At 71.3% G+C, this 23,064-nt stretch carries 20 protein-coding genes; 3 read left to right on the top strand and 17 right to left on the bottom strand.

What is annotated here, in order from left to right; all coding sequences use genetic code 11:
- Nucleotides 1-49: 49 nt before the first annotated feature.
- The 4 genes from ilvN to ABEB03_RS35645 all read right to left on the bottom strand — a co-directional run bounded on the left by ilvN (nucleotide 50) and on the right by ABEB03_RS35645 (nucleotide 7,105).
- The gene (gene ilvN, locus ABEB03_RS35660) at nucleotides 50-580 is read right to left on the bottom strand and encodes an acetolactate synthase small subunit (RefSeq protein WP_028805269.1); all 531 of its coding nucleotides are present in this window, start codon (nucleotides 578-580) and stop codon (nucleotides 50-52) included.
- 19 nt (nucleotides 581-599) lie between these two features.
- Nucleotides 600-2,456: an acetolactate synthase large subunit gene (locus tag ABEB03_RS35655; protein WP_345657033.1), complete on the bottom strand. Its 1,857-nt coding sequence runs from the start codon at nucleotides 2,454-2,456 to the stop codon at nucleotides 600-602.
- A gap of 227 nt (nucleotides 2,457-2,683) precedes the next feature.
- Nucleotides 2,684-5,944 carry a putative bifunctional diguanylate cyclase/phosphodiesterase gene (locus ABEB03_RS35650; protein ID WP_425589347.1) on the bottom strand — a complete coding sequence of 1,087 codons (3,261 nt, stop codon included), beginning with the start codon at nucleotides 5,942-5,944 and terminating at the stop codon, nucleotides 2,684-2,686.
- A 219-nt stretch (nucleotides 5,945-6,163) separates the two neighbouring features.
- On the bottom strand, nucleotides 6,164-7,105 hold the full coding sequence (locus ABEB03_RS35645; protein WP_345657031.1) for a 2-hydroxyacid dehydrogenase: 942 nt from the start codon (nucleotides 7,103-7,105) through the stop codon (nucleotides 6,164-6,166).
- Nucleotides 7,106-7,181: 76 nt separating this feature from the next.
- Here ABEB03_RS35645 and ABEB03_RS35640 point away from each other — a divergent pair, with 76 nt between their 5' ends.
- Both ABEB03_RS35640 and ABEB03_RS35635 read left to right on the top strand, forming a co-directional pair.
- Nucleotides 7,182-8,180, top strand: a complete 999-nt coding sequence (locus ABEB03_RS35640; protein WP_345657030.1) for an aldo/keto reductase — start codon at nucleotides 7,182-7,184, stop codon at nucleotides 8,178-8,180.
- Nucleotides 8,181-8,280: 100 nt separating this feature from the next.
- A complete protein-coding gene (locus tag ABEB03_RS35635) occupies nucleotides 8,281-9,456 on the top strand; it encodes a PQQ-dependent sugar dehydrogenase (RefSeq protein WP_345657029.1) in 1,176 nt (391 codons plus the stop codon).
- 95 nt (nucleotides 9,457-9,551) lie between these two features.
- Here ABEB03_RS35635 and ABEB03_RS35630 read toward each other — a convergent pair whose 3' ends face one another.
- From ABEB03_RS35630 to ABEB03_RS35570, 13 genes are all read right to left on the bottom strand, one after another.
- A complete protein-coding gene (locus tag ABEB03_RS35630; protein WP_425589348.1) occupies nucleotides 9,552-9,866 on the bottom strand; it encodes a DUF6191 domain-containing protein in 315 nt (104 codons plus the stop codon).
- Between the two features lie 47 nt (nucleotides 9,867-9,913).
- A complete protein-coding gene (locus tag ABEB03_RS35625; protein ID WP_345657064.1) occupies nucleotides 9,914-13,003 on the bottom strand; it encodes a helix-turn-helix transcriptional regulator in 3,090 nt (1,029 codons plus the stop codon).
- Nucleotides 13,004-13,182: 179 nt separating this feature from the next.
- On the bottom strand, nucleotides 13,183-13,374 hold the full coding sequence (locus ABEB03_RS35620) for a hypothetical protein (protein WP_095936822.1): 192 nt from the start codon (nucleotides 13,372-13,374) through the stop codon (nucleotides 13,183-13,185).
- 186 nt (nucleotides 13,375-13,560) lie between these two features.
- On the bottom strand, nucleotides 13,561-14,154 hold the full coding sequence (locus tag ABEB03_RS35615; RefSeq protein WP_345657027.1) for a hypothetical protein: 594 nt from the start codon (nucleotides 14,152-14,154) through the stop codon (nucleotides 13,561-13,563).
- A 35-nt stretch (nucleotides 14,155-14,189) separates the two neighbouring features.
- Nucleotides 14,190-14,765 carry a GNAT family N-acetyltransferase gene (locus tag ABEB03_RS35610; protein WP_345657026.1) on the bottom strand — a complete coding sequence of 192 codons (576 nt, stop codon included), beginning with the start codon at nucleotides 14,763-14,765 and terminating at the stop codon, nucleotides 14,190-14,192.
- The gene (locus ABEB03_RS35605; RefSeq protein WP_345657025.1) at nucleotides 14,743-16,986 is read right to left on the bottom strand and encodes an MMPL family transporter; all 2,244 of its coding nucleotides are present in this window, start codon (nucleotides 16,984-16,986) and stop codon (nucleotides 14,743-14,745) included. Before ABEB03_RS35605 ends, ABEB03_RS35610 begins: the two co-directional genes overlap by 23 nt.
- A gap of 183 nt (nucleotides 16,987-17,169) precedes the next feature.
- The gene (locus tag ABEB03_RS35600) at nucleotides 17,170-17,478 is read right to left on the bottom strand and encodes a hypothetical protein (RefSeq protein WP_345657024.1); all 309 of its coding nucleotides are present in this window, start codon (nucleotides 17,476-17,478) and stop codon (nucleotides 17,170-17,172) included.
- A 99-nt stretch (nucleotides 17,479-17,577) separates the two neighbouring features.
- The gene (gene gatB / locus ABEB03_RS35595) at nucleotides 17,578-19,092 is read right to left on the bottom strand and encodes an Asp-tRNA(Asn)/Glu-tRNA(Gln) amidotransferase subunit GatB (protein WP_345657023.1); all 1,515 of its coding nucleotides are present in this window, start codon (nucleotides 19,090-19,092) and stop codon (nucleotides 17,578-17,580) included.
- 15 nt (nucleotides 19,093-19,107) lie between these two features.
- Complete coding sequence (locus ABEB03_RS35590) at nucleotides 19,108-19,347, bottom strand: hypothetical protein (RefSeq protein WP_028805281.1); 240 nt, start codon at nucleotides 19,345-19,347, stop codon at nucleotides 19,108-19,110.
- Complete coding sequence (gene gatA, locus ABEB03_RS35585) at nucleotides 19,344-20,849, bottom strand: Asp-tRNA(Asn)/Glu-tRNA(Gln) amidotransferase subunit GatA (protein WP_345657022.1); 1,506 nt, start codon at nucleotides 20,847-20,849, stop codon at nucleotides 19,344-19,346. Before gatA ends, ABEB03_RS35590 begins: the two co-directional genes overlap by 4 nt.
- A gap of 5 nt (nucleotides 20,850-20,854) precedes the next feature.
- Nucleotides 20,855-21,151 (bottom strand): Asp-tRNA(Asn)/Glu-tRNA(Gln) amidotransferase subunit GatC, encoded by a 297-nt coding sequence (gatC, locus tag ABEB03_RS35580; RefSeq protein ID WP_095936815.1) that lies wholly within the window; start codon nucleotides 21,149-21,151, stop codon nucleotides 20,855-20,857.
- A 94-nt stretch (nucleotides 21,152-21,245) separates the two neighbouring features.
- Nucleotides 21,246-21,737: a cupin domain-containing protein gene (locus ABEB03_RS35575; RefSeq protein WP_345657021.1), complete on the bottom strand. Its 492-nt coding sequence runs from the start codon at nucleotides 21,735-21,737 to the stop codon at nucleotides 21,246-21,248.
- A gap of 33 nt (nucleotides 21,738-21,770) precedes the next feature.
- Nucleotides 21,771-22,139 carry a DUF4267 domain-containing protein gene (locus ABEB03_RS35570; protein WP_345657020.1) on the bottom strand — a complete coding sequence of 123 codons (369 nt, stop codon included), beginning with the start codon at nucleotides 22,137-22,139 and terminating at the stop codon, nucleotides 21,771-21,773.
- Between the two features lie 87 nt (nucleotides 22,140-22,226).
- Between ABEB03_RS35570 and ABEB03_RS35565 the strand changes: the two genes are divergently transcribed.
- Nucleotides 22,227-22,808, top strand: a complete 582-nt coding sequence (locus ABEB03_RS35565; RefSeq protein WP_345657019.1) for a TetR/AcrR family transcriptional regulator — start codon at nucleotides 22,227-22,229, stop codon at nucleotides 22,806-22,808.
- Nucleotides 22,809-23,064 lie beyond the last annotated feature (256 nt).

Raw genomic sequence — 23,064 nt, 5'->3', positions numbered from 1 at the left:
GCGGGCGGACTGTGTGCGCTGTCCGCCCGCACCGAGACGGTTTCCGGGATTAGGCCGACCGGTCCAGAGCGCGCAGCGACCGGTCCGTGATCGAACGCGCCCCGCGTCCGATCGCGATCGTGCCGGACTGGACGAGCTCCTTGATGCCGAACGGCTCCAGCATCTTGAGCATGGCCTCCAGCTTGTCGCTGCCACCGGTCGCCTCGATGGTGACCGCCTCCGGGGAGACGTCCACGGTCTTGGCGCGGAACAACTGAACGATCTCGACGATCTGGGAGCGCGTCTCGTTGTCGGCGCGGACCTTCACCAGAACGAGTTCGCGCTGAACGGCCGAACCGGGTTCCAGCTCGACGATCTTCAGCACGTTGACGAGCTTGTTGAGCTGCTTGGTGACCTGTTCGAGCGGCAGTGCCTCGATCACGTTCACCACGATGGTGATGCGGGAGATGTCGGGGTGCTCGGTGACACCGACGGCCAGCGAGTCGATGTTGAAGCCGCGACGGGAGAACAGGGCCGCGATCCGGGCGAGGATGCCGGGCTTGTTCTCGACGAGGACGGAGAGGGTGTGCTTGCTGCTCATGATCTGACTCGGCTCTCTCTCAGTCGTCTTCGTTGTCGCCGAAGTCGGGGCGGACGTCCCGGGCTGCCATGATCTCGTCGTTCGAGGTGCCGGCGGCGACCATCGGCCACACCATCGCGTCCTCGTGGACGATGAAGTCGACGACGACCGGACGGTCGTTGATCGAGTTCGCCTCTTCGATGACCTTGTCGAGGTCGTCCGGGGACTCGCAGCGGATGGCGTGGCAGCCCATGGCCTCCGACAGCTTCACGAAGTCGGGGACGCGGGTGCCGGCGCTCGGCTGCTTGCCGTCCGCCTCAGGGCCGGAGTGCAGCACGGTGTTGGAGTAGCGCTGGTTGTAGAAGAGGGTCTGCCACTGGCGGACCATCCCGAGGGCGCCGTTGTTGATGATGGCGACCTTGATCGGGATGTTGTTCAGGGCGCAGGTGGTCAGTTCCTGATTGGTCATCTGGAAGCAGCCGTCGCCGTCGATCGCCCAGACCGCGCGCTCCGGCTGACCGGCCTTGGCGCCCATCGCGGCCGGGACCGCGTAGCCCATCGTCCCGGCGCCGCCCGAGTTCAGCCAGGTGGCGGGCTTCTCGTACTGGATGAAGTGCGCGGCCCACATCTGGTGCTGGCCGACGCCTGCGGCGAAGATCGTGCCCTCGGGCGCGAGCTGCCCGATGCGCTCGATGACCTGCTGCGGCGAGAGCGAGCCGTTGTCGGGCTGGTCGTAGCCGAGCGGGTACGTCTCGCGCCAGCGGTTCAGGTCGTTCCACCAGGCGGAGTAGTCGCCGGCGTGTCCCTCGCCGTGCTCCTTCTGCACGGCCTGGATCAGGTCGGCGATGACCTCGCGGGCGTCACCGACGATCGGCACGTCGGCGGCGCGGTTCTTGCCGATCTCGGCCGGGTCGATGTCGGCGTGGACGATCTTGGCGTACGGGGCGAAGCTGTCCAGCTTGCCGGTGACGCGGTCGTCGAAGCGGGCTCCGAGGGCGACGATCAGGTCGGCCTTCTGCAGCGCGGTGACGGCGGTGACCGCACCGTGCATGCCCGGCATTCCCACGTGCAGCGGGTGGCTGTCGGGGAATGCGCCGAGCGCCATCAGGGTGGTGGTGACGGGCGCTCCGGTGAGTTCTGCGAGGACCTTCAGCTCGGCGGTGGCGTTCGCCTTGAGGACGCCGCCGCCGACGTACAGGACGGGCCGCTTGGCCTGGGTGATCAGCTTGGCGGCCTCGCGGATCTGCTTGGCGTGCGGCTTGGTCACCGGGCGGTAGCCGGGCAGGTCCTGGACGGGCGGCCACTGGAAGGTGGTCTGTGCCTGGAGGGCGTCCTTGGCGATGTCGACGAGGACGGGTCCGGGACGGCCGGTGGAGGCGATGTGGAAGGCCTCCGCGATCGTCCGCGGGATGTCCTCCGCCTTGGTCACCAGGAAGTTGTGCTTGGTGATCGGCATGGTGATGCCGACGATGTCCGCCTCCTGGAAGGCGTCCGTGCCGATCGCCTTGGAGGCGACCTGACCGGTGATCGCCACGAGCGGCACCGAGTCCATGTGCGCGTCGGCGATCGGGGTGACCAGGTTGGTGGCACCGGGGCCCGAGGTCGCCATGCAGACCCCGACCTTGCCGGTGGCCTGCGCGTAACCGGTGGCCGCGTGGCCGGCGCCCTGCTCGTGGCGGACGAGCACGTGCCGCACCCGCTTGGAGTCCATCAGCGGGTCGTACGCCGGAAGGATCGCACCGCCGGGAATGCCGAATACGGTCTCGGCCCCGACCTCCTCAAGCGAGCGGATGAGGGACTGCGCGCCCGTGACGTGCTCGGGGGCGGACTGCTGTCCTCCGGAACGGGGCCGCGGCTGCGGATGGTGGGCCCCGGTGGCCTGCTCGGTCATCGGCATTCTCTTCTCGATGCTGAGGGTTTTTGCGAGTTTTGTGCGGTGTACGACATGTGCCTGTGCAACAAAAAACCCCTCGTGCCGTGAGGCAAGCGAGGGGAGCGCGCCGGGTGCGGTCGCTGGGTGTCCCGGGTCCGTCCGGTGGCCACCTAGCTTCAGCCGACGCGCTTTCCAAGTACGAGAATTCGGGTGCGCATGGCATTGACCCTCCCCCCGGCACGCACTGACTGTCAAGTGGGTGGGACGGGAGTCTCATTATGTGAGCGGAGGGCCGTACCGCCCCCGAAAACTGCGGGCACACCACTCGTATACACCCCCGAGCCGCCGCCCGCGAACGCGGGCTCGACGGGGCCGTGGGGCACCGGATAATGGCCGGAAGACAGCGCTCTGCGCAGCCGGTACTCGTCGAGCGGCCCGGAGAACGCCATGCCCTGCCCATGGGTGCAGCCCATCGCGCGCAACGCGATGACCTGCTCCGGAAGGTCGACACCGTCGGCCACGGACTGGAGCCCGAGGTCGGTGGCGATTCGCAGCAGCCCACTGGTGATCTTGTGCAGCCGGGCGGACTCGACCACTCCCTCGACCAGACTCCGGTCGAGCTTGAGCACGTCCACGGGGAGTCTCCTGAGCGCCGTGATGGCCGCGTAGCCGCTGCCGAAGCCGTCCAGGGCGATACGGACGCCGAGGCGCCTGAGCGCGTTCAGCCGGCGCTCCAGCTCGTCCAGGGAGACCCGGGGATCGGTGTCGGACAGCTCGATGATCAGGGCGCCGGAGGCGAGCCCGTGCCGGGTGAGCAGGGCCTCCACGGAGCCGAGGGGGCCCGAGCGGTCCAGCAGCCGTCGCGCGTTCGTCCGGACGGTGACGGGCACCGTGACGCCCGCGGCGGTGCGCTGGGCGGCCAGTTCGACGGCTTCCTCGAGCACCCAGCGACCGAGTTCGGCGGTCTTGTCGCTGTCCTCGGCGACGCGCAGGAACTCCGCGGGGGTGAAGAGCACACCTTGGGCGGAGCGCCAGCGCGCCTGCGCGGTGACCGACGTGATCCGGCCGCTCTCGAGCGACACCACGGGCTGGTGCAGCAGCGCGAACTCGCCGTCCTGCAAAGCCGACCGCAGCCGGGTCGCCAGCTCCGCCTTGCGTACGACGTCCTGCTGCATCTGCGGCGCGTACAGCTCGACGCGTCCTTTGCCCGCCGCCTTGGCGCGGTACATGGCCAGGTCCGCGTTGCGCTGGAGCTCTCCGGCGCCCAGGCCCGGTTCGGCGAAGGCGACGCCGATGGACGCGGCCACCCGGACATCGTTGCCGTCGATGGAGTAGGGCTGGGAGAGGGTGACCCGCAGCCGGTCGGCGAGCTCCATGATGTGGTGTTCGCGGGCGCTGCGGTCGCGATTGCCGTCGCCGACGATCAAGGCCGCGAACTCGTCGCCGCCCAGACGGGCGGCGGTGTCGCCCTGCCGTACCGAGTCCTGGAGTCTGCGGGCGGCCTGGACGAGGAGTTCGTCGCCGGCCTGGTGCCCGATGGTGTCGTTGACCGCCTTGAAGCCGTCGAGGTCGATGAAGAGGACGGCGGTGCCGCGGTCGGAGGAGCGGCGGCCGGAGAGCGCCTGCTGGACGCGCCGGGTGAACAGCGCGCGGTTGGGCAGGTCGGTGAGCGGGTCGTGCTCGGCGTTGTGCTGCAACTGCGCCTGGAGGCGGACCCGCTCGGTGACGTCGCGGCTGTTGAAGATGAGGCCGCCGTGGTGGCGGTTGACGGTGGACTCCACGTTGAGCCAGCCGCCGTCGCCGGACCGGAAACGGCACTCGATCCGGGTGGTGGGTTCCTCGGTGTGGCTGGCCGCGAGAAAACGTCGTACTTCGTGAACTACGCAGCCGAGGTCTTCGGGGTGGATGAGCGCGGCGAGCTCGGAGCCGACGAGATCGTCGGCGTCGCGTCCGTAGACCCCGGCGGCGGCCGGGCTGACGTACCGCAGGACGCCGTTGGGCGCGGCGATCATGATGACGTCGCTGGAGCCCTGCACCAGGGAGCGGAAGTGGTTCTCCTTCTGGGCCAGCTCCTGGGTGAGGGTGATGTTGTCGAGCAGCATGATGCCCTGGCGCACCACGAGGGCCAGCACGACGAGGCCCGCGGTGATCAGGACCACGCGGTCCACGTTGTGGCCGTTGAGGACGTTGTACAGGATGCCCAGGGTGCAGACGGCGGCGGCCAGGTAGGGCGTGAGGGCGGCCAGCGAGCCGGCGATCGGGCGTGAGGCCGGATACCGGCCGTGGCCTCCGTCCTGGGGGTTCGCGTGCACGTGTCCCCCTTGCTGTCCGTCGGGCTGTGACGGCTGTGGTCCGTCGTGCCCCGGTGGTCCGTCGACCCCTTCCGGGCCCTGGAATGCGTGGGATGCATGGGATGCATGGTCCGCCCGCCGCGCGGCGCGGTCTCCCCGGCGCTGCCCCGGAATGTGCTCGTGGACCACGCGCGCGTGCCCGTCCGCGGGATGGTCGTCGGCGTCCGGCTGTCCGTGCCGGGTGCCGACCCAGGGCGCGTACGCGAGGAGCAGTGAGCCGGCGAACCAGCCCGCGTCGAGGAGCTGGCCCGAGTGATAGCTGTTGTGCAGGAGAGGAGAGGTGAACAGGGCGTCGCACATCACGGTCAGGGCGAGCGCCCCGATCGCCGTGTTCACCGCGGAGCGGTTCACCGACGAACGCCTGAAGTGCAGCGCGAGCACCATGCTGACCAGCGCGATGTCCAGCAGCGGGTACGCGAGTGACAGCGCGGTGTGGGCGACGCTCGGACCGTCGAACTTCGCGGCCTGGGCGAGCGCGAGGCTCCACGACAGCGTGAGCAGCGAGCCGCCGATCAGCCAGGCGTCCAGCGCGAGGCACACCCAACCCGCCTTGGTGACGGGCCTCTTGGCGAGCACGAGCAGTCCTACGATGGCGGGTGGCGCGAAGCACAGGAAGAACAGGTCGGCATAGCTCGGGCTGGGAACTGGGCGGTCGAGGACCACCTCGTACCACCCCCAGACCAGGTTCCCGAGCGAGGCCATGGCGGAGGAGAGCGCGAACAGCAACCACGCCGGTCGAAAACGGCTGTGCCGGCTACGGGCATAGCGGAAGCAGGAGACGGCCGCGGTGCCCGCCGCGGCGCTCAGTCCGAAGTCGCCCATGATCAGCGCAAGTCCGGCGGAGCCCCAGCCGAGCGCGGAACCGACGGCGTATCCCGCGCACACGAGGGCCAGTGCGAGTTGTGAGTACAGACCCGTCCCACCGCCGAACACCGGTCGGCGGGTCAGCAGCGCCCCTGGCGAGCTCACCGGGGCCACCCGGTCCGCACTCCGGAGTCCCGCTGGTCGCCGTGGGCCGGGTGCGCGTGCCTCCGGCGGCCGCCGTGCCTGCGGTGGTGATGGCCACCATGACCCTGGCCGCCGTACTCGGCGTGGCCGCGTCTGCGCGTGGCCGCGCACAAGGGCCGTCGTCGGCTCCGCCGCGTCGGATCGTTGGTCCATAGGCCGTGCATCGCCCGTCGCCCCCCTCGCAGTCCGAATGTTCAACCCCGGCGCCGAACGGTGCGCGGCGCAGCCCCTGTCGGGACGATACACCAGTCTCGTCACTCAGGGACATAGTTCCTCTACGCTCCGTAACGACCAGCGCGGATGTCGGAACTGCCCGCGTTCGGGGAACTGCGGAGGGTGCCCGAAGCGGACGGTGCGCGAACGGGACGTGACCTAAGCGCCGGTGGTAAGGACCACGTTCCACAGCGGCTCCCGGTTCACGAAACGGTTCAACTGGTCCGCCAGGAGCCGCTTGGCGCGCGGCATGAACGCCGAAGTGGGACCGCCGACATGGGGGCTGATGAGCACGCCGGGCGCGTGCCACAAGGGGTGTCCCTGGGGCAGTGGCTCGGGATCGGTGACGTCGAGGGCCGCGGTGAGCCTGCCGCTCTCCAGCTCGGCGAGCAGGGCCTTGGTGTCGACGACGGGGCCGCGCGCGACGTTCACGAGGAGCGCGCCGTCCTTCATTCGGGACAGGAACTCGGCGTCCACCAGGCCTCTTGTGTCCTCGGTGAGAGGCGTGGACAGCACCACGACGTCGGCCTCGGGCAGCAGGGCGGGAAGTTCCGTGAGTGGATGCACCAGACCGCGCGCCATGGTGCGCTCGGAGCGCGCGACGCGCGCCACCCGCGCCACCTCGAAGGGTGCGAGCCGGTCCTCGATGGCGGCCCCGATGGACCCGTAGCCCACGATCAGCACGGACTTGTCGGCGAGCGCGGGACGGAAGCCCGAGCGCCACTCCCCCTTGTCCTGGCCGCGCACGAAGTCGGGGATGCCGCGCAGTGAGGCGAGGATCAGGGCGAGGGCGAGCTCCGCCGTGCTCGCCTCGTGCACACCGCGCGCGTTGCACAGCTGCACTCCCGGACGCAGGTGCCCGAGGCTCGGCAGGACGTGGTCGACACCGGCGGAGAGCGTCTGCACGACCTGGACCGACGTCATCCCGGGCATCGGCCGCTGCGAGACGGCGGGCGGCTTCATGTAGGGGACGACGTAGAACGCGCACTCGGCCGGGTCCGCGGGGAAGTCCTGGCCGCCGTCCCAGAAGCGATAGTTCAGGCCTTCGGGGAGGCCTTCGATCTCGTCGGCGCGAATCGGGAGCCACACATCGGGAGTCATGGTCAGGAGGCTATGCCAGGCACCCGGAGGCGCAGAGGTTAGGTTGGGGTGCCAGCAAGGGGAGGATTACGGCCAGGTGGAGCGCAGGACGATCGGGGCGGCGGCGCTCGAGGTGGGCGCGGTCGGGCTCGGGTGCATGCCGATGAGCTGGGCGTACACCGCTTCGCGGCAGCGCGGCGAGGAGTCGCTGCGCGCGGTGCACACGGCGCTCGACCAGGGTTCGACGCTGCTCGACACGGCCGACATGTACGGCCCCTTCACCAATGAGCTCCTGGTGGGACGGGTGCTGAAGGAGAGGCGCTGCGACGCCTTCGTGTCGACCAAGGTCGGTCTGCTGGTCGGCGAGCAGCACATCGTGGCCAACGGCCGCCCCGGCTACGTGAGACGGGCGTGCGACGCGTCGCTGCGCCGGCTCCAGACCGACGTGATCGACCTCTATCAGCTGCATCGCGCGGACCCGGAGGTCCCGGTCGAGGAGACCTGGGGCGCGATGGCCGACCTGGTCACCGCGGGCAAGGTCCGCTCGCTCGGCCTGTGCGCGGTGGGCGCCCGGTCCGGCCGTCGCCCGGGGGCGCGGCTGCACGACGGGACGATCCGGCAGCTGGAGCGGGTGCAGCAGGTCTTCCCGGTCAGCGCGGTCGAGGCCGAGCTGTCGGTGTGGTCGACGGAGGCGCTGGACGCGCTGCTGCCGTGGTGCGCGGCGCGCGGGGTCGGCTTCCTGTCGGCGATGCCGCTCGGCAACGGTTTCCTGACCGGCACGCTGACCCCGGGTGAGGGTTTCGAGCCCGACGACGTGCGCGCCCGCCACCCCCGTTTCACCGCGGAGATGATGGCGGCGAACCAGCCGATCGTCGCGGGGCTGCGGCGGATCGCCCGGCGGCACGGGGACGAGGTGACGCCCGCGCAGGTGGCGCTCGGGTGGGTGCTGGCGCAGGGGTCGCAGGTGGTTCCGGTGCCGGGGACCAAGCAGGAGCGCTGGGTCACCGAGAACGCGCGGGCGGCCGGACTGCGGCTGACGGCGGCGGACCTCGCCGAGGTGGCGGCGCTGCCGGGGGCGCGGGGATCCTGGGACTGAGCCCGCCCGCTGCGGGGCCGTCCGCCTCGGGCTTCGGTGATCGGGAACCTGCGCGGCACCGGCGGTGTATGAACAGTAGGACCGCCGCGTCGAAGGGACCTTGATCGTGCAACGACGAGTGGTGACGGCCGTGTTGGCCGCGGCAGCGCTTCTGGTGACGGCCGGCTGTTCCTCCGGGGACGGGGGCGCGCCGGACGACGGCAAGAGCGCGTTCCCGGGCCTCGGGAGTTCGACGCCTGCGCCGTCGTCCTCCGGCAGTCCCACCGAAAAGGCACCCCCCGCGAAGGGTTCGGTGAAGGTGGTGCGGACGGTCGCCGAGGGCCTGAAGACGCCCTGGGGTCTGGCGCCGCTGCCGGAGGGCGGGCTCCTGGTGTCGTCGCGGGACGCGGGGACGATCGTCCGCGTGGACGAGAAGACCGGCCGGAAGACGGAGCTCGGCGAGGTCCCGGGGGTCGCGCCCGCGGGCGAGGGCGGCCTCCTGGGCATCGCGCTCTCCCCGGACTATGCCTCGGACCACATGGTCTACGCGTACTTCACCACCGCCTCGGACAACCGCATCGTCCGCATGCTGTACGACGCGAAGAAGCCGCCGGGTGAGCAGCTCGGCGCTCCGGACACCGTCTTCAAGGGCATCCCCAAGGGGGTGATCCACAATGGCGGCCGGATCGCGTTCGGCCCGGACAAGATGCTGTACGCGGGCGCGGGCGAGACCGGTGACCGGGGGCAGGCCCAGGACAAGAAGGCACTGGGCGGCAAGATCCTGCGGATGACGCCGGACGGCGATCCCGCGCCGGGCAATCCCTTCGGCGACTCCGTCGTCTACTCGTACGGCCACCGCAATGTGCAGGGTCTCGCCTGGGACGACAAACAGCGGCTGTGGGCCTCCGAGTTCGGCCAGGACACCTGGGACGAGCTCAACCAGATCAAGCCCGGCGACAATTACGGTTGGCCGGTCGTCGAGGGCCGCGGCGGCGATGCCAAGTACCACGACCCGGTCGCCCAGTGGCACACCGACGACGCCTCCCCCAGCGGCATCGCCTACGCGGAGGGTTCCATCTGGATGGCGGGCCTCAAGGGCGAGAGGCTCTGGCGCATCCCCTTGAGCGGCACGAAGGCGTCGGCGGCCCCCGAGTCCTTCCTCAAGGGCGAGTACGGCCGCCTGCGGACGGTCGTCTCCGCCGGCGGCGACAAGCTCTGGCTGACGACGAGCGAGACGGACGGCCGCGGCAGCCCCGCGAAGGGGGACGACAAGATCCTGGAGCTGAAGGTGAGCTAGGGGCGGCGCGCGGGGACGGGTCCGTTTCCCGGCTCCTGGCCGGGGCCCTGGCGCCCGCCGGTGTCTGAGTCCTGGCCGGGGCCGTGGTCGACGGCCTATTCAGGCTCGGAGTCCTGCCCCGCCTCGGGCCCCTTCTCGGACTCGCCATCGTGTGCGGGCTCAGGCCCCTGCCCGTCCCCAGAACCCTGATCGGACGTGGGCTCGGGTCCACCGTCCGGCTCGTGATCGGCGTTCTGTTCCCGCTCGGGCCCCTGCTCGTGTTTCGGCAGTCGTACGACCACCTTGCCCGAGGACAGGTCTATGGGGCCGCGGCCCGGGTCGCCGTCCGTCAGGTCGACCCGGCTCAGCTCCAGTCGCTTGCGTTCGTCATTGGTGTGCTTGCGGCCTGGTGCGAAGAGCTCCTCGAACATGTTGAACACAGCGCCTCCCTCGGCCCGGATCCTTCACAGCGTAGATCTCAGCCCGTCGCCCTGGCGGCCGGGGCCTCCGGGGGAAAGAGCCGCAGCCGGTGTGCGAGCGCCGCGGCCTCGCCCCGTCCTGAGACGTCCAGCTTGGCCAGAATGTTCGAGACATGGACGCTGGCCGTCTTTGGGGAGATGAACAGCTCCTCGGCGATCTGCCGGTTGCTGCGGCCGACGGCCACGAGGCGCAGCACGTCGCGCTCGCGGCTGGTGAGGCCGAGCGCCAGCGCCGGGTCCTTGGGGGCGGGAGCGCCCCGTCCGGGGGCGGCGGTCAGGTTCAGCCGGGCTCGCTGGACGAGCAGTGCGACGGCGTCGGCGAGCGGACGCGCGCCGAGGTGATCGGCCGCCGCCCCGGCCAGCCGCAGCAGTTCGGTGGCGCGGCCGCGGTCGTCCTCCTCGGCGCCCGAGACCAGCAGGGCCTCGGCGAGGCGGTACCGGACCCGGGCGAGGTCGTAGGGGCGCTCCAGGAGTTCGAAGGCGGTGACGACCTCGGACCAGTCGTCCGGGGCGGTGACCCCTTCGGCGCGCCGGAGTTCGGCGCGCACCCAGGCCTCGTGGGCGAGCCACACGGGCGCGCCCGTGGCCAGCCGCTTCGCCATGGTGCGGACGCGTTCCACGGTCTCGGAACGGCCCGCCTCGGCGTGGGGCAGTCCTCGGGCGTCCGCCTCCGCGGTGGCGGCGGCGAGCAGCAGCGGCCAGGCGTAACGCTGGGTGCCGGGCGGGAAGCCGCAGTCCAGGGCCTGTTCCAGGACGGCGCGGGCGTCGAGGAGACGGTCCTCCGCCGCGGCGACGCCGAGGGTGGTGCGCAGCAGTGGCAGGGCGTGCTGCGGCTGGATGTCATGGGTTCCGAAGTGGTGGCCGGCGGCCGCCAGTTGGCGTCCGGCCTCGGCGAGGTCCCCGCGGGCGAGGGCGAGGGGGGCGAGCCGGGAGGCACCGACGCCGGACGGCTTGCCGCTGAGCCCGATGCCCACCGCGTTCCGCGCCGCTTCGGTGGCCTCGTCCCAGTGGCCGAGGGAGCCGAGCGACTCGGAGAGGTTCCCCCAGATCCAGGCCTCGGTGTCCAGCAGCCCGTGCTTCCGCGCGAGTTCGGCGCCCTCGCGGAGGATCCCGACGGCTTCCCGGGAGCGGCCGACCGACTCCAGATGGGAGGGCAGGTTGATGTGCACGCGGCCCATCACGAGGAAGACGTCCTGCCGGACCACCTGCTCCCTGACCTCGTACAGCTCTTCGAGCCCCGCCTCGACGTCACCCGAGTCGACCATGAGTCCGCCGAGGGTGAGCCGCGCGTTCAGCTCGATGTCGCGGGCGCCCACCATGCGCGCGTACTCCACGGCGCGCTCGGCGGCGGACACGGCGCCGGGACCCGGCTCGTGCAGCATGCACCAGGCGGCGACGTTCGACAGGACGTCGGCGTGCACCTCGGACGGCGGAAGGCCGCGGACCAGGTCCTGCGCGGTCGCCAGTTCCGTCCAGCCGTCGCCGCGGGCCTGTGCCTGGATGAGGCGGGAACGCTGGATCCAGAACCAGGCGGCGCGCAGGGGGTCTCCCTTGACCGCGCCGGGCGGGGAGTTCGGGGGCGGTGCGGCCTCGTCCTCCAGGAGGTGCAGCGCCCGCTTGGTGATCTTCAGGGCGCGCTCGCGCTCCCCGCAGAGCCGGCCCGCGACGGCGGCCTCGGCCATCAGGTCGAGGTAGCGCAGGGGTGTGGTGGCCGGGTCGCAGCCGCAGGGCGGGTAGACCTCCACGTAGTCGACGGGCCGCAGCTCGGCGCGGACGGTGTCCGGGGTGACGTCCCACAGCTCCATCGCCCGCTCCAGGAGCCGCAGTTGCTCGGAGGGGGCGTGGCGGCGGCGGGCCTGGACGGAGGCGTCGAGTACGGCGGGGAGGGCCTTGGCCGCGTCGTGGGCGTGGTACCAGTAGCTGGCCAGGCGGGTGACGCGCTCGTCGGCCGGTACGAGCGCCGGGTCGGCCTCCAGGGCCTCGGCGTAGCGGCGGTTGAAGCGGGAGCGCTCGCCGGGCAGCAGGTCGTCGCTGACGGCCTCGCGGACCAGGGAGTGGCGGAAGCGGTAGCCGTCGCCGCCGGGTGAGGCGAGCAGGATGTTGGCGCCCACGCAGGCGCGCAGCGCCTCGATGAGGTCGTCCTCGGCGAGCCGTGCCACGGCGGCGAGCAGCGGGTACTCGACGGTGGAGCCGCCCTCGGCGACGATCCGGGCGACCCGCTGGGCGCTTTCGGGCAGGCCCTCGACCCGGACGAGGAGCAGGTCGCGCAGGGAGTCCGTGAGCCCGGTGGGACAGCCCTCGTGCGCGGCGACGGCGAGTTCCTCGACGAAGAAGGCGTTGCCGTCGGTGCGGCCGAAGATGTCGTCGACCTGGGCCGGGTCGGGTTCGTGGGCGAGGATCCCGGCGATCTGGCGGCCGACCTCGGCGCGGCTCAGGCGGCTCAGTTCGATGCGGCGGACGGTGCGCAGCCGGTCCAGTTCGGCGAGGAGGGGGCGCAGCGGGTGGCGGCGGTGGATGTCGTCGGCGCGGTAGCTGGCGATGACGACGAGACGGCCGCTGCGCAGGGTGCGGAAGAGGTAGGCGAGGAGGTGGCGGGTGGAGGCGTCGGCCCAGTGCAGGTCTTCGAGGGCGACGACGACGGTGCGGTCGGCCGCGACGCGCTCCAGGAGACGGGCGGTGAGTTCGAACAGGCGGGCCATGCCCTCCTCTTCGTACCGGCGGCCGGAGGTCTCGCCGAGCTCCGGCAGGAGCCGGGCCAGTTCCTCCTCCTGTCCCGCCGCCGCGGCCGCGAGCTCGTCGGGGAGTTGCCGGCGCAGGGCGCGCAGGGCGGTGGAGAACGGCGCGAAGGGGAGACCGTCGGCGCCGATCTCCACGCAGCCGCCGCAGGCGAAGACGGCGCCTGCGCGCGTGGCCGCGGCGGCGAACTCCTCCAGCAGGCGGGTCTTTCCGACGCCCGCCTCGCCGCCGAGCAGCAGCGCCTGCGGCTCGCCCGCGGCGGCGCGGGCGAGCGCGTCGTTCAACTCCCCCATCTCGTCGGTGCGTCCGACGAACACCGGGCTGACGGACCTGGTCTCCACAGGCCCGAGCATCGCACAGGGGTCCGACCGTGCGGCACCGGATATCGCGACGACGTCCGCGGTGCCTGTGGCGGGGGCCTCACGGACGAAGGCGCCGACCTTCTCGGTCGGCGCCTCGCCGGGGAGGTTCCCTGTCGTGTTCCGCGGCGGGCGGCCGCCCCCGGTACGGCCGCCCGCCCGTGCTCCGGCGTTCACGCGACGCGTGCGAACCGGTGCCTGCGGGGGTGATTGCTATGTCCCTCGTTCTCGTTGCGTCCTGCCTCACGCGCGGCGGCGTTGCGGGCGGCCCGGCGGACGCGGCGCGCCTCCCGGACGAGCCGGTGGGTCTCGGCCTCGCGGATGAGCTCTGCGGAACGGATCTGGTGAAGCTCGTACTCGAACATCTCGTGTCCCTCGTGAAGAGTCGGTTTCGGCCTCGCTTGTTCGCGATGCCTCAACTTTCGTCTCCCAGGGGGGTGCGCCACATCGGGAGAGTTCCGCATCTTGCGCGCGTGAGGGGCCTTAGGGCGGACCCGGATGACCGGCGCCGGCCCTAAGGCCCCTCAGACGTACGGGACGGGCGGAGTGTGTCAGCCGGTGGAGGGCAGTCCGAGCAGGATGTCGGAGTACTTGGCCACCGCGAGCACGAGGCCGATGACGCCGAGCGAGACGCCCGCCCAGGCGACCGACTTGATCCAGGCGGCCTGCGGCCTGCCGGGTGCGCCGAAGGCGGGGCGGGCGAGCACGACGACTCCGACGATCAGCGCGGCCAGCGCGAACAGGCCGCCCACCAGGGCGGTCGCCGCCCAGGCGTCGCCGTAGACCTCCTTGACCTGCTTGGCGACGCTGGCGGAGGAGGAGGTCTGGAGCTGGCCGACGAGCGTCTCGCGGGCGGCGGCGACGGTGGCGACCCAGCTGCCGGTGAGCGAGACCACGCCGAGCCCGGCGGACACGACGGCTGCCGCGCCCTGGCCCACGCCGGTGGCTCCCTCGCCGTCGCCAGGGATGTCGTCCCCGGCCGTGCCGTCACCGGTGGTGTCGTCGGCCTCGTCGGTGACGCTGCCGTCCGTCTCGGTGACGCCTTCCTCGGTGACGTCCTCCTTGGTGACGTCCACGGTCTTCTCGTCGCTCGTGGCCCCGGTGCCGGTGTCGGTCCCGGCTTCGTCAACTGTCTTGGTACCCATGCCCCGCACCGTACGGACGCTGTCTGAGAAGTCTCTTAATGATCGTCGTGAGCGGCACGCGCGCGTGCGGCACGCCATTCCGGCGCGAGGACGGACCAGACCTCCATGTCGTGGCGCGCGTCCCGGTAGACGTAGCTCTGCCGCAGTACGCCGTCCCGGGTCATGCCGAGCCGCCGGGCGACGTTCAGGCTGGGGGTGTTCGCGCTCGGGGCGATCCACTCCACACGGTGCATGCCGCGCTCGTCGACGGCCCAGTCGATGAGGACGCGCATGCCGCGGGTGACGAGTCCGCGGCCGGCCGCGGCGGGCTCCAGCCAGCAGCCGGCCTCGCAGGTGCCCATGGCGGTGTCGAAGATCCGGAAGAGCAGTCCGCCGACGAGTTTCCCGTCCAGCCAGATCCCGTGCAGGCTGCCGCTGTCGGCGGCGCGCTTGTCCGCGTACAGCTGGAGGTAGTTCCGCGCGGAGTCGAGGTCCGTCACGTGGTCCGGGAGCGACACATGGCGGCCGATGTAGTCCCGGCCACGCTCCATGTGCGTGAAGAACTCCTCGGCGTGCCAGGGCTCCAGGGGCCGCAGCTCCGCTCCGTCGTCACCCAGGGATATCGCGTACATCCCGCTCTCGCTCCTTCTCCAGTACGTCCGCCACGTCGGCGTCCACCGCTTCGGCCAGCCTCTCATGGGCGGCGCGGCACTCGGGCGGCTCGATGCTGATGCGCGGCAGGCAACGGTCGAGGCGGCGGGGCAGCCACCAGTTCGCGCCGCCCAGCATGTGCATGAGGGCGGGCACGAGCAGCGTGCGCAGGACGAAGGCGTCGAGGGCGACCGCCGAGGCGAGGGCGATGCCGAACATCGCGATGACGCGGTCGCCGCTGAGCACGAAGGCGAGGAAGACGGAGATCATGATGACGGCGGCGGAGTTGATCACGCGGCTGGTCTCGGCGAGACCGACCCGGACGGCACGCCGGTTGTCCCGGGTCTCCAGCCATTCCTCGTACATCCGGCTGACCAGGAAGACCTGATAGTCCATGGAGAGCCCGAAGAGGACGGACACCATGATCACGGGCAGGAACGGTTCGATCGGCCCGGCACGGCCCAGTCCGAGCAGCTCGCTGCCCCAGCCCCACTGGAAGATCGCGACGACGACCCCGAAGGCGGCGGCGACTGCGGCGACGTTCATCACGGCGGCCTTCACGGGGATGCCGATCGAGCGGAAGGCGAGCAGCAGCAGGACGCAGCCGAGCCCGATCACGACGCCCACGAAGAGCGGGAGCTTGCCGACGACGACGTCCGCGAAGTCGTCGTAGCTCGCCGTCACCCCGCCGACGTGCACGTCGAGCGCGGTGCCCGCTTCGGCCCGCGGCAGCACCTCGGCGCGCAGCCGGTCGACGAGGTCGCTTGTCTGCCGGGACTGCGGGGCGGAATCCGGTACGACGGTGAGGTACGCGGTGTCGCCGCCGCTGTCGTAGGTCACGGGTGTCACGGTCGCGACGCCCTTGGTCGCCCGGAGCGTGGCGTCCAGGTTGTCGAGCGCGAGCCGGCCCTCGGCCCCGCCGACCCGGGTGACGAGGGTCAGGGGGCCGTTCACGCCGGGCCCGAAGCCGTCCGCGACGAGGTCGTAGGCCTGGCGTGTGGTCGTGCGCCCCGGGTCGTTGCCCTGGTCGGAGGTGCCCAGACGGAGCGAGAACGTGGGCAGGGCGAGGAGCACCATGACGACCACGGCGACGGTGCCGAGGAGCTTGGGATGCCGTTCCACGAAGGCGGACCAGCGGGCGGCGAACCCGGTGGGGAGCTCCGGTTCGGGCCCGTGGTCGTGGAGCCTGCGCCGTTCGCGGGGGTTCAGCGCGCGTGGGCCGATCCAGGAGAGCAGGGCCGGCAGCAGGGTCACGGAGGCCGCGACGGTGAGGACGACGGTCAGGGAGGCGGCGACCGCGACGCCGTTGAGGAAGCCGAGCCGCAGGATGAGCATCCCGAGCAGCGCGATGCAGACGGTGGCGCCCGCGAAGACGACCGCGCGCCCGGTGGTGGCGACGGCGTTCCGCGCGGCCTCGTCGACGGGGAGACCGCGTTTGAGGCCCCGCCGGTGCCGGGTCACGATGAACAGCGCGTAGTCGATGCCGACGCCGAGTCCGATCAGCATGCCGAGCATCGGCGCGAAGTCGGCGACGGTCATGGCATGTCCGAGGAGCACGATGCCGGCGTACGCGGTGCCGACGCCGACCAGTGCGGTCGCGATGGGCAGCAGGGATGCGGCGAGCGAGCCGAAGGCGAGGAAGAGGACGACGGCGGCGACGACCACGCCGACGACCTCGGCGAGGTGCCCGCCGGACGACTGGGTGAGCCCGATCGCGCTGCCGCCCAGCTCCACTTGGAGCCCTTCGCCCTCGGCGGCCTTCGCGGTGTCGACGACGGCCCGGGCCTCGGCCTTGTCGATGTGTTCGGCGCGGTCGTCGAAGGTGACGGTGGCGTAGGCCGTGCGGCCGTCGGAGCTGATCCGGTCGGTGCCGCGGCCGCCGTAGGGGCCGGCGACGGAGGCCACTCCGGGCAGGTCGGCGATCCGGTCGAGGGTCCGGGTCATGGTCTGTTCGACGTCGGAGGACCGCACGGTGGCCGACGTGGTGTGCCAGACGACGGTGTCGCTGTCGCCGCCGAGGCCGGGGAAGCCGTCGGACAGGAGGCGGGCGGCGCGGCCGGATTCGGTGCCGGGGGCTTCGTAGTCGTTCGAGTAGGCGGAGCCCGTGACGGCAGCGGCGGCGGTGACGCCGCCGAGGGCGAGAAGCCAGAGCAGTAAGGCCACGAGGCGGTGTCGGACACACCAGCGTGCGAGGGCTGCCACGGACGAGCTCCCTGAGTGATTTGTGGATCTTTATCGGGAACTGCCCGCAAAGAACGCATGACTTATGCGTCATCACTCTTGCAGCCGGTAGTGATCGTTCGCCCCGTTCGCGGGGCTCCTCACGAGAGTGCGAGCCAACTCACAGGACATTCCCGTGAACTCTGTCGCCCCGCGAGGCGTCGGTCAGTCGAACTGGTCTCCCACGGCCATGACCATCACCCCGGCGACCATCAGCCACAACGCCCGCCGCGTGCGGCCACGGGAACCGAGAACCGAGGCGATCGCGCACAGGGCGGCACCGGAGGCGTACGAGACGGGTACGAGCGCGGACGCGGAACCGGTGGAACGCAGCGCCGAGGCGGCCAGCCCGGCGACGGTCAGCAGCGCTCCGGCACAGACCGCCGTCCAGCGGGCCCGTCGTGCCTCGTGCGCCGGGTCCTCGACGTCACCGGGCTCCACTTCCTGTATCTCGGAGTCACTGCTTCCGCTCATGGCGCGGGAGCGTAGCGCGTGTCCCTGAGAAGGCGCGCGCATGCCCAGGGGGGTGCATCGGAACCGATGCACCCCCCTGGGGTTCTGAAAAGGACGGGCTCAGCCCTCGCTGACGCCCAGCTTCTCCAGGATGAGCTCCTTGACGCGGGCCGCGTCGGCCTGGCCGCGCGTGGCCTTCATGACCGCGCCGACGAGCGCGCCCGCGGCCTGGACCTTGCCGCCACGGATCTTGTCGGCGATGCCCGGGTTCCCGGCGATGGCCTCGTCGACGGCGGTGGTGAGCGCGCCCTCGTCCGAGACGACCTTCAGGCCGCGCTTCTCGACGACCTCGTCGGGCTCGCCCTCGCCGGCGAGCACGCCCTCGATGACCTGGCGGGCCAGCTTGTCGTTGAGGGAGCCCTCGGTGACCAGGGCGGTCACGCGGGCGACCTGCGCCGGGGTGATCGGCAGGTCCTCCAGGGCCTTGCCCGACTCGTTGGCGCTGCGGGCCAGTTCGCCCATCCACCACTTGCGGGCGGACGTGGCGTCGGCACCGGCCTCGATCGTGGCGACGATCGGGTCGATGGCACCGGCGTTGAGGATCGACTGCATGTCGTGGGCGCCGACGCCCCACTCCTCGCGCAGCCGGTTGCGGCGGGCCAGCGGCTGCTCGGGCAGACCGGCACGCAGTTCCTCGACCCACTCGCGGGACGGGGCGACGGGGACGAGGTCGGGCTCCGGGAAGTACCGGTAGTCCTCGGCCTCCTCCTTCACGCGGCCCGAGGTCGTGGACCCGGTGTCCTCGTGGAAGTGGCGGGTCTCCTGGATGATCGTGCCGCCGGAGTTCAGCACCGCGGCGTGGCGCTGGATCTCGAAGCGGGCGGCACGCTCCACGGAGCGCAACGAGTTCACGTTCTTCGTCTCGGAGCGGGTGCCGAACTTCTCGCGGCCGTGCGGACGCAGCGACAGGTTCACGTCGCAGCGCATCTGCCCCATCTCCATGCGGGCCTCCGACACACCGAGCGCCCGGATGAGCTCGCGCAGTTCGGCGACGTAGGCCTTGGCGACCTCGGGGGCCCGCTCGCCCGCGCCCTCGATCGGCTTGGTGACGATCTCGATGAGGGGGATGCCCGCACGGTTGTAGTCGAGCAGGGAGTGCGAGGCGCCGTGGATGCGGCCGGTGGCGCCGCCGACGTGCGTCGACTTGCCGGTGTCCTCCTCCATGTGGGCGCGCTCGATCTCCACGCGGAAGACCTCGCCGTCCTCCAACTGCACGTCGAGGTAGCCGTTGAAGGCGATCGGCTCGTCGTACTGGGAGGTCTGGAAGTTCTTCGGCATGTCCGGATAGAAGTAGTTCTTCCGGGCGAAGCGGCACCACTCGGCGATCTCGCAGTGCAGCGCGAGGCCGATCTTGACGGCGGACTCGACGCCGGTCGCGTTGACGACCGGGAGTGCGCCGGGCATGCCGAGGCAGGTCGGGCAGGTCTGCGAGTTGGGCTCGGCGCCCAGCTCGGTCGAACACCCGCAGAACATCTTCGTCTTGGTGCCGAGTTCGACATGGACCTCAAGGCCCATGACGGGGTCGTACGACGCCAGCGCGTCCTCGTACGACACCAGGTCGGTCGTGGTGGTCACGGTGAAACTTCCCTCTCAGCCCAGCAGGACGTCGTCGTCGCCCAGCCGCTTCAGCTCGCGGTACAGGATGGCGAGACCGGTGGCGATCGCGACGGCGGACACGGTGGCGTCGATGAGCCGCAGCGTGTCGTGCTCGGCGCGGGCCTTCTTGATCTGCTTGGCGACCCCGAACGCGCCGAACGCGGTCCCGGCCATCGACAGATACGTACCGGACTTCGACTTCTTGAAGCCCTTGGCCTTGTTCAGTGCACTCACAGCGACGGAGCCTCCTCGATCAGCGGGTGCCCCCACTTTTCCACGAAGGCGGCCTCGACGGCGGCGCCGACCTTGTACAGCCGGTCGTCCTTCAGCGCCGGAGCGATGATCTGGAGACCGACGGGCAGGTTGTCCTCCGGCGCGAGACCGCAGGGCAGCGACATGGCGGCGTTGCCCGCCAGGTTGGTCGGGATGGTGCACAGGTCCGCCAGGTACATCGCCATCGGGTCGTCGGCACGCTCGCCGATCGCGAAGGCGGTGGTCGGCGTGGTCGGCGAGACGATGACGTCGACCTGCTCGAAGGCCTTCTCGAAGTCGCGCGTGATGAGCGTGCGGACCTTCTGGGCGCTGCCGTAGTACGCGTCGTAGTAGCCGGAGCTGAGCGCGTACGTGCCGAGCATGACGCGGCGCTTGACCTCGGCGCCGAAGCCGGCCTCGCGGGTGAGGGCGGTGACGTCCTCGGCCGAGCGGGTGCCGTCGTCGCCCGTACGGAGGCCGTAGCGCAGGCCGTCGAAGCGGGCGAGGTTGGACGAGCACTCGGACGGGGCGATCAGGTAGTACGCCGAAAGGGCGAGGTCGAAGGACGGGCAGTCCAGCTCGACGATCTCCGCACCCAGCTCCTTGAGCAGCTCGACGGACTCGTCGAACCGCTGGATGACGCCGGCCTGGTAGCCCTCGCCGCGGAACTGCTTGACGACGCCGACGCGCATGCCCGCCACGCTGCCGTTGCGGGCGGCCTCGACGACCGGCGGGACCGGCGCGTCGATGGAGGTCGAGTCGAGCGGATCGTGCCCGGCGATGACCTCGTGCAGGAGGGCCGCGTCCAGGACCGTGCGGGCGCAGGGACCGCCCTGGTCGAGGGAGGACGAGAACGCCACCATGCCGAAGCGGGAGACGGCGCCGTAGGTCGGCTTGACGCCGACCGTGCCGGTGACGGCCGCGGGCTGGCGGATGGAGCCGCCGGTGTCCGTGCCGATCGCCAGGGGCGACTGGAAGGAGGCCAGGGCTGCGGAGGAGCCGCCGCCGGAGCCACCAGGGATCTTGGTGAGGTCCCAGGGGTTGCCGGTCGGCCCGTAGGCGCTGTTCTCGGTCGACGACCCCATGGCGAACTCGTCCATGTTGGTCTTGCCGAGGATGACGACGTCGGCGGCCTTCAGCCGCTTGGTGAGCGTCGCGTCGTACGGCGGGATCCAGCCTTCGAGGATCTTCGAACCGACGGTCGTCGGAACGCCCTCGGTGGTGAAGATGTCCTTGAGCGCGAGCGGAACGCCGGCGAGCGGACCGAGCTTCTCGCCGGCCTCCCGCTTGGCGTCCACGGCACGGGCCTGGGCGAGGGCGCCCTCGCGGTCGACGTGCAGGAAGGCGTGCACCTTCTCGTCGACGGCCTCGATCCGTGCCAGGTGGGCCTCGGTGACCTCGACGGCGGTGAGCTCGCCGGCCGCGATCTTCCCGGCGATCTCGGCCGCGGTGAGCTTGATGATGTTGACGTTGGTGTCCGTCATGGTGATTAGTCCTCCCCCAGGATCTGCGGCACCTTGAAACGCTGCTGCTCCTGGGCCGGGGCGCCGGACAGCGCCTGCTCGGGGGTGAGCGACGGACGGACCTCGTCCACGCGCATGACGTTCGTCAGCGGCAGCGGATGAGAGGTCGGCGGTACGTCTTGGTCGGCGACCTCACTGACGCGGGCGACCGCGCCGATGATGTCGTCCAGCTGTCCCGCGAAGTGATCGAGCTCTTCGGGCTTCAGCTCCAGACGCGCCAGCCGGGCGAGGTGGGCGACCTCCTCGCGCGTGATGCCAGGCATGCAGCGTTCCTCTGGGGTGAGTGTGTGTGGTTTGGGGCCAATCCTAGGGTGCCGGGCCCGGTGCCCGTGAAACGGTTTCCCCTGCGGGGCCCCCTCAGCGGCGGCCGTCCCATGCCCGGCTGTGCAGGAAGTGGTTGTCGTAGAGCTCCTGCACGTCCAGCAGACTCTCCGCGGCGGCCTCTCCGAGGGCCACCCGCCGCAGGTGGCGGAAGTACTCGAAGCGCTCCACGCCCGGGGTGATGACGACGAGGAGGTCGGCGTCGGCGCCGGGCGCGGCGGCGAAGGCGTGGGGTACGCCCGGCGGGACGACGACCAGGTCGCCGCGTTCGGCGGTGACGACCTCCTCTCCCGACAGGAGTTCGGCGCGGCCGTCGAGGACGAAGAACATCTCCGCGGACTTGGCGTGCCAGTGGGGGTGGGCGCCGTCGGCGCCGCTCGTGAGGGTGACGCGCTGGGTGGACAGCGCCCCGCCCGTGGCGCTGCTGTCGGCCAGCAGCCGCACGGTGGTGGGCGCCCGGCCCACCACTTCGGCCTCCGCCTCGCGGACGATCACGGTCGAGTCGAACGTCGGAACGATCAGCGACATGTCGGGACTCCCTGTGGATGTCGGGTGGAGCGATCAGACGGCGAAGAGGAGACCGGCGCTGACGAGGACGGCGACGGCGGTGGCGAAGTGGATGCCGTACGCGACGGCCTTGGTACCGCCGTGGCGCAGCACTATCAGCGTGTCCCCGAGCGGGACGATCGCGACCATGAGCATGAACCACGCCTCCGCCCGGGCACCGGCGAAGGCCAGCAGGGCCAGGCCGATGACGCCGAGGGCGGCGTCCCTCAGGCCCTTGATCGTGAGGTAGGCCGCGTCTCCGTCGGGCTTGGCGGGGACGCCGTAGCCGGCGGCGGCGGCCTGCGGCTGGAACAGGAACCGGGCCCCGATGAACAGCACGAGCAGGTCGAGGACGACGGCGAGCGTGTACGCGGTGACGGTCATGTCGGATCTCCTTGCTAGCAGCGCTAGTGACAAGAGCGAAGCTAACAGAGCATCGACATGAACGCTAGCGATGCTAGAATTCCGGTCATGTCGATTCAGACGCGCCGGGAGCGCGAGCGGGCGGAGCGAGAGCGGCTGATCGTCACGGCCGCACGGGAACTGGCGGAGGCCGAGGGCTGGGAGGCGGTCACCACGCGACGGCTGGCCGCCGAGATCGAGTACAGCCAGCCCGTCCTCTACAGCCACTTCAAGGGCAAGGACGCCATCATGGCGGCGGTCGCGGTGGAGGGCTTCGCCGAGATGGCGCAGGAGCTGCGGAAGGCGCGCACGGCGGCCGGGGGGACCCGGGCCGCCCTCGCGGCGGTCGGCGAGGCGTACACGGCGTTCGCGCGGCGGCGGCCCGCGCTGTACGACGCGATGTTCACGCACACCGTGGACCTGCCGTTCGCCACGCCGGAGGCACCCTCGGCGCTGCACGCGGCGTTCGGCGAGCTGCTCCTGGCCGTCGAGCCCGTCGCGGCCGACGGGGAGGATCCCGGCCGGCTCACGGAGACGTACTGGGCCGGGCTGCACGGTCTGACCACCCTGATGCGCAGCGGTCGCCTCCCGGAGGGCGCCCACGACCGCCGACTGGCCCTGCTGACCGCCCACTTCACCGCGTCGGACTGAACTGGGGCCGACCCTCGACGGCCCCACGAGCCGGCCCGGGCGGGCCGGCATCACCGGCTCCGCCACCGGGGTCGCCCCGGTCGGGGCCACCCGGCCCGCGACTGCCGGAGGCCACTCAGGCCGCCGCGGGTGCCGTCGGCGGGGCTGCCGGAGCTGCTTGCGGCCGGGCCGCTCAGGTGGCCGTCGTCGGTGCCGTCGGCGGGGATGTGCGGCCCGACTCGGCTCGAGCGAGCCGATCGGCGAAGGCTGGGCTGCA

This window comes from Streptomyces siamensis, assembly GCF_039543605.1.
Lineage (GTDB): Bacteria > Actinomycetota > Actinomycetes > Streptomycetales > Streptomycetaceae > Streptomyces > Streptomyces siamensis.
The sequence above is the reverse complement of the archived record's forward strand: the minus strand, read 5'-3'. Positions and strand labels throughout refer to the sequence as shown.

What these genes read in the sequence shown, in the direction of transcription:
- ilvN (WP_028805269.1), bottom strand. Translation starts at nt 580, where the DNA reads ATGAGCAGCAAGCACACCCTCTCCGTCCTCGTCGAGAACAAGCCCGGC.
- ABEB03_RS35655 (WP_345657033.1), bottom strand. Translation starts at nt 2,456, where the DNA reads ATGCCGATGACCGAGCAGGCCACCGGGGCCCACCATCCGCAGCCGCGG.
- ABEB03_RS35650 (WP_425589347.1), bottom strand. Translation starts at nt 5,944, where the DNA reads ATGGACCAACGATCCGACGCGGCGGAGCCGACGACGGCCCTTGTGCGC.
- ABEB03_RS35645 (WP_345657031.1), bottom strand. Translation starts at nt 7,105, where the DNA reads ATGACTCCCGATGTGTGGCTCCCGATTCGCGCCGACGAGATCGAAGGC.
- ABEB03_RS35630 (WP_425589348.1), bottom strand. Translation starts at nt 9,866, where the DNA reads ATGTTCGAGGAGCTCTTCGCACCAGGCCGCAAGCACACCAATGACGAA.
- ABEB03_RS35625 (WP_345657064.1), bottom strand. Translation starts at nt 13,003, where the DNA reads ATGCTCGGGCCTGTGGAGACCAGGTCCGTCAGCCCGGTGTTCGTCGGA.
- ABEB03_RS35620 (WP_095936822.1), bottom strand. Translation starts at nt 13,374, where the DNA reads ATGTTCGAGTACGAGCTTCACCAGATCCGTTCCGCAGAGCTCATCCGC.
- ABEB03_RS35615 (WP_345657027.1), bottom strand. Translation starts at nt 14,154, where the DNA reads ATGGGTACCAAGACAGTTGACGAAGCCGGGACCGACACCGGCACCGGG.
- ABEB03_RS35610 (WP_345657026.1), bottom strand. Translation starts at nt 14,765, where the DNA reads ATGTACGCGATATCCCTGGGTGACGACGGAGCGGAGCTGCGGCCCCTG.
- ABEB03_RS35600 (WP_345657024.1), bottom strand. Translation starts at nt 17,478, where the DNA reads ATGAGCGGAAGCAGTGACTCCGAGATACAGGAAGTGGAGCCCGGTGAC.
- gatA (WP_345657022.1), bottom strand. Translation starts at nt 20,849, where the DNA reads ATGACGGACACCAACGTCAACATCATCAAGCTCACCGCGGCCGAGATC.
- gatC (WP_095936815.1), bottom strand. Translation starts at nt 21,151, where the DNA reads ATGCCTGGCATCACGCGCGAGGAGGTCGCCCACCTCGCCCGGCTGGCG.
- ABEB03_RS35575 (WP_345657021.1), bottom strand. Translation starts at nt 21,737, where the DNA reads ATGTCGCTGATCGTTCCGACGTTCGACTCGACCGTGATCGTCCGCGAG.
- ABEB03_RS35570 (WP_345657020.1), bottom strand. Translation starts at nt 22,139, where the DNA reads ATGACCGTCACCGCGTACACGCTCGCCGTCGTCCTCGACCTGCTCGTG.
- ABEB03_RS35565 (WP_345657019.1), top strand. Translation starts at nt 22,227, where the DNA reads ATGTCGATTCAGACGCGCCGGGAGCGCGAGCGGGCGGAGCGAGAGCGG.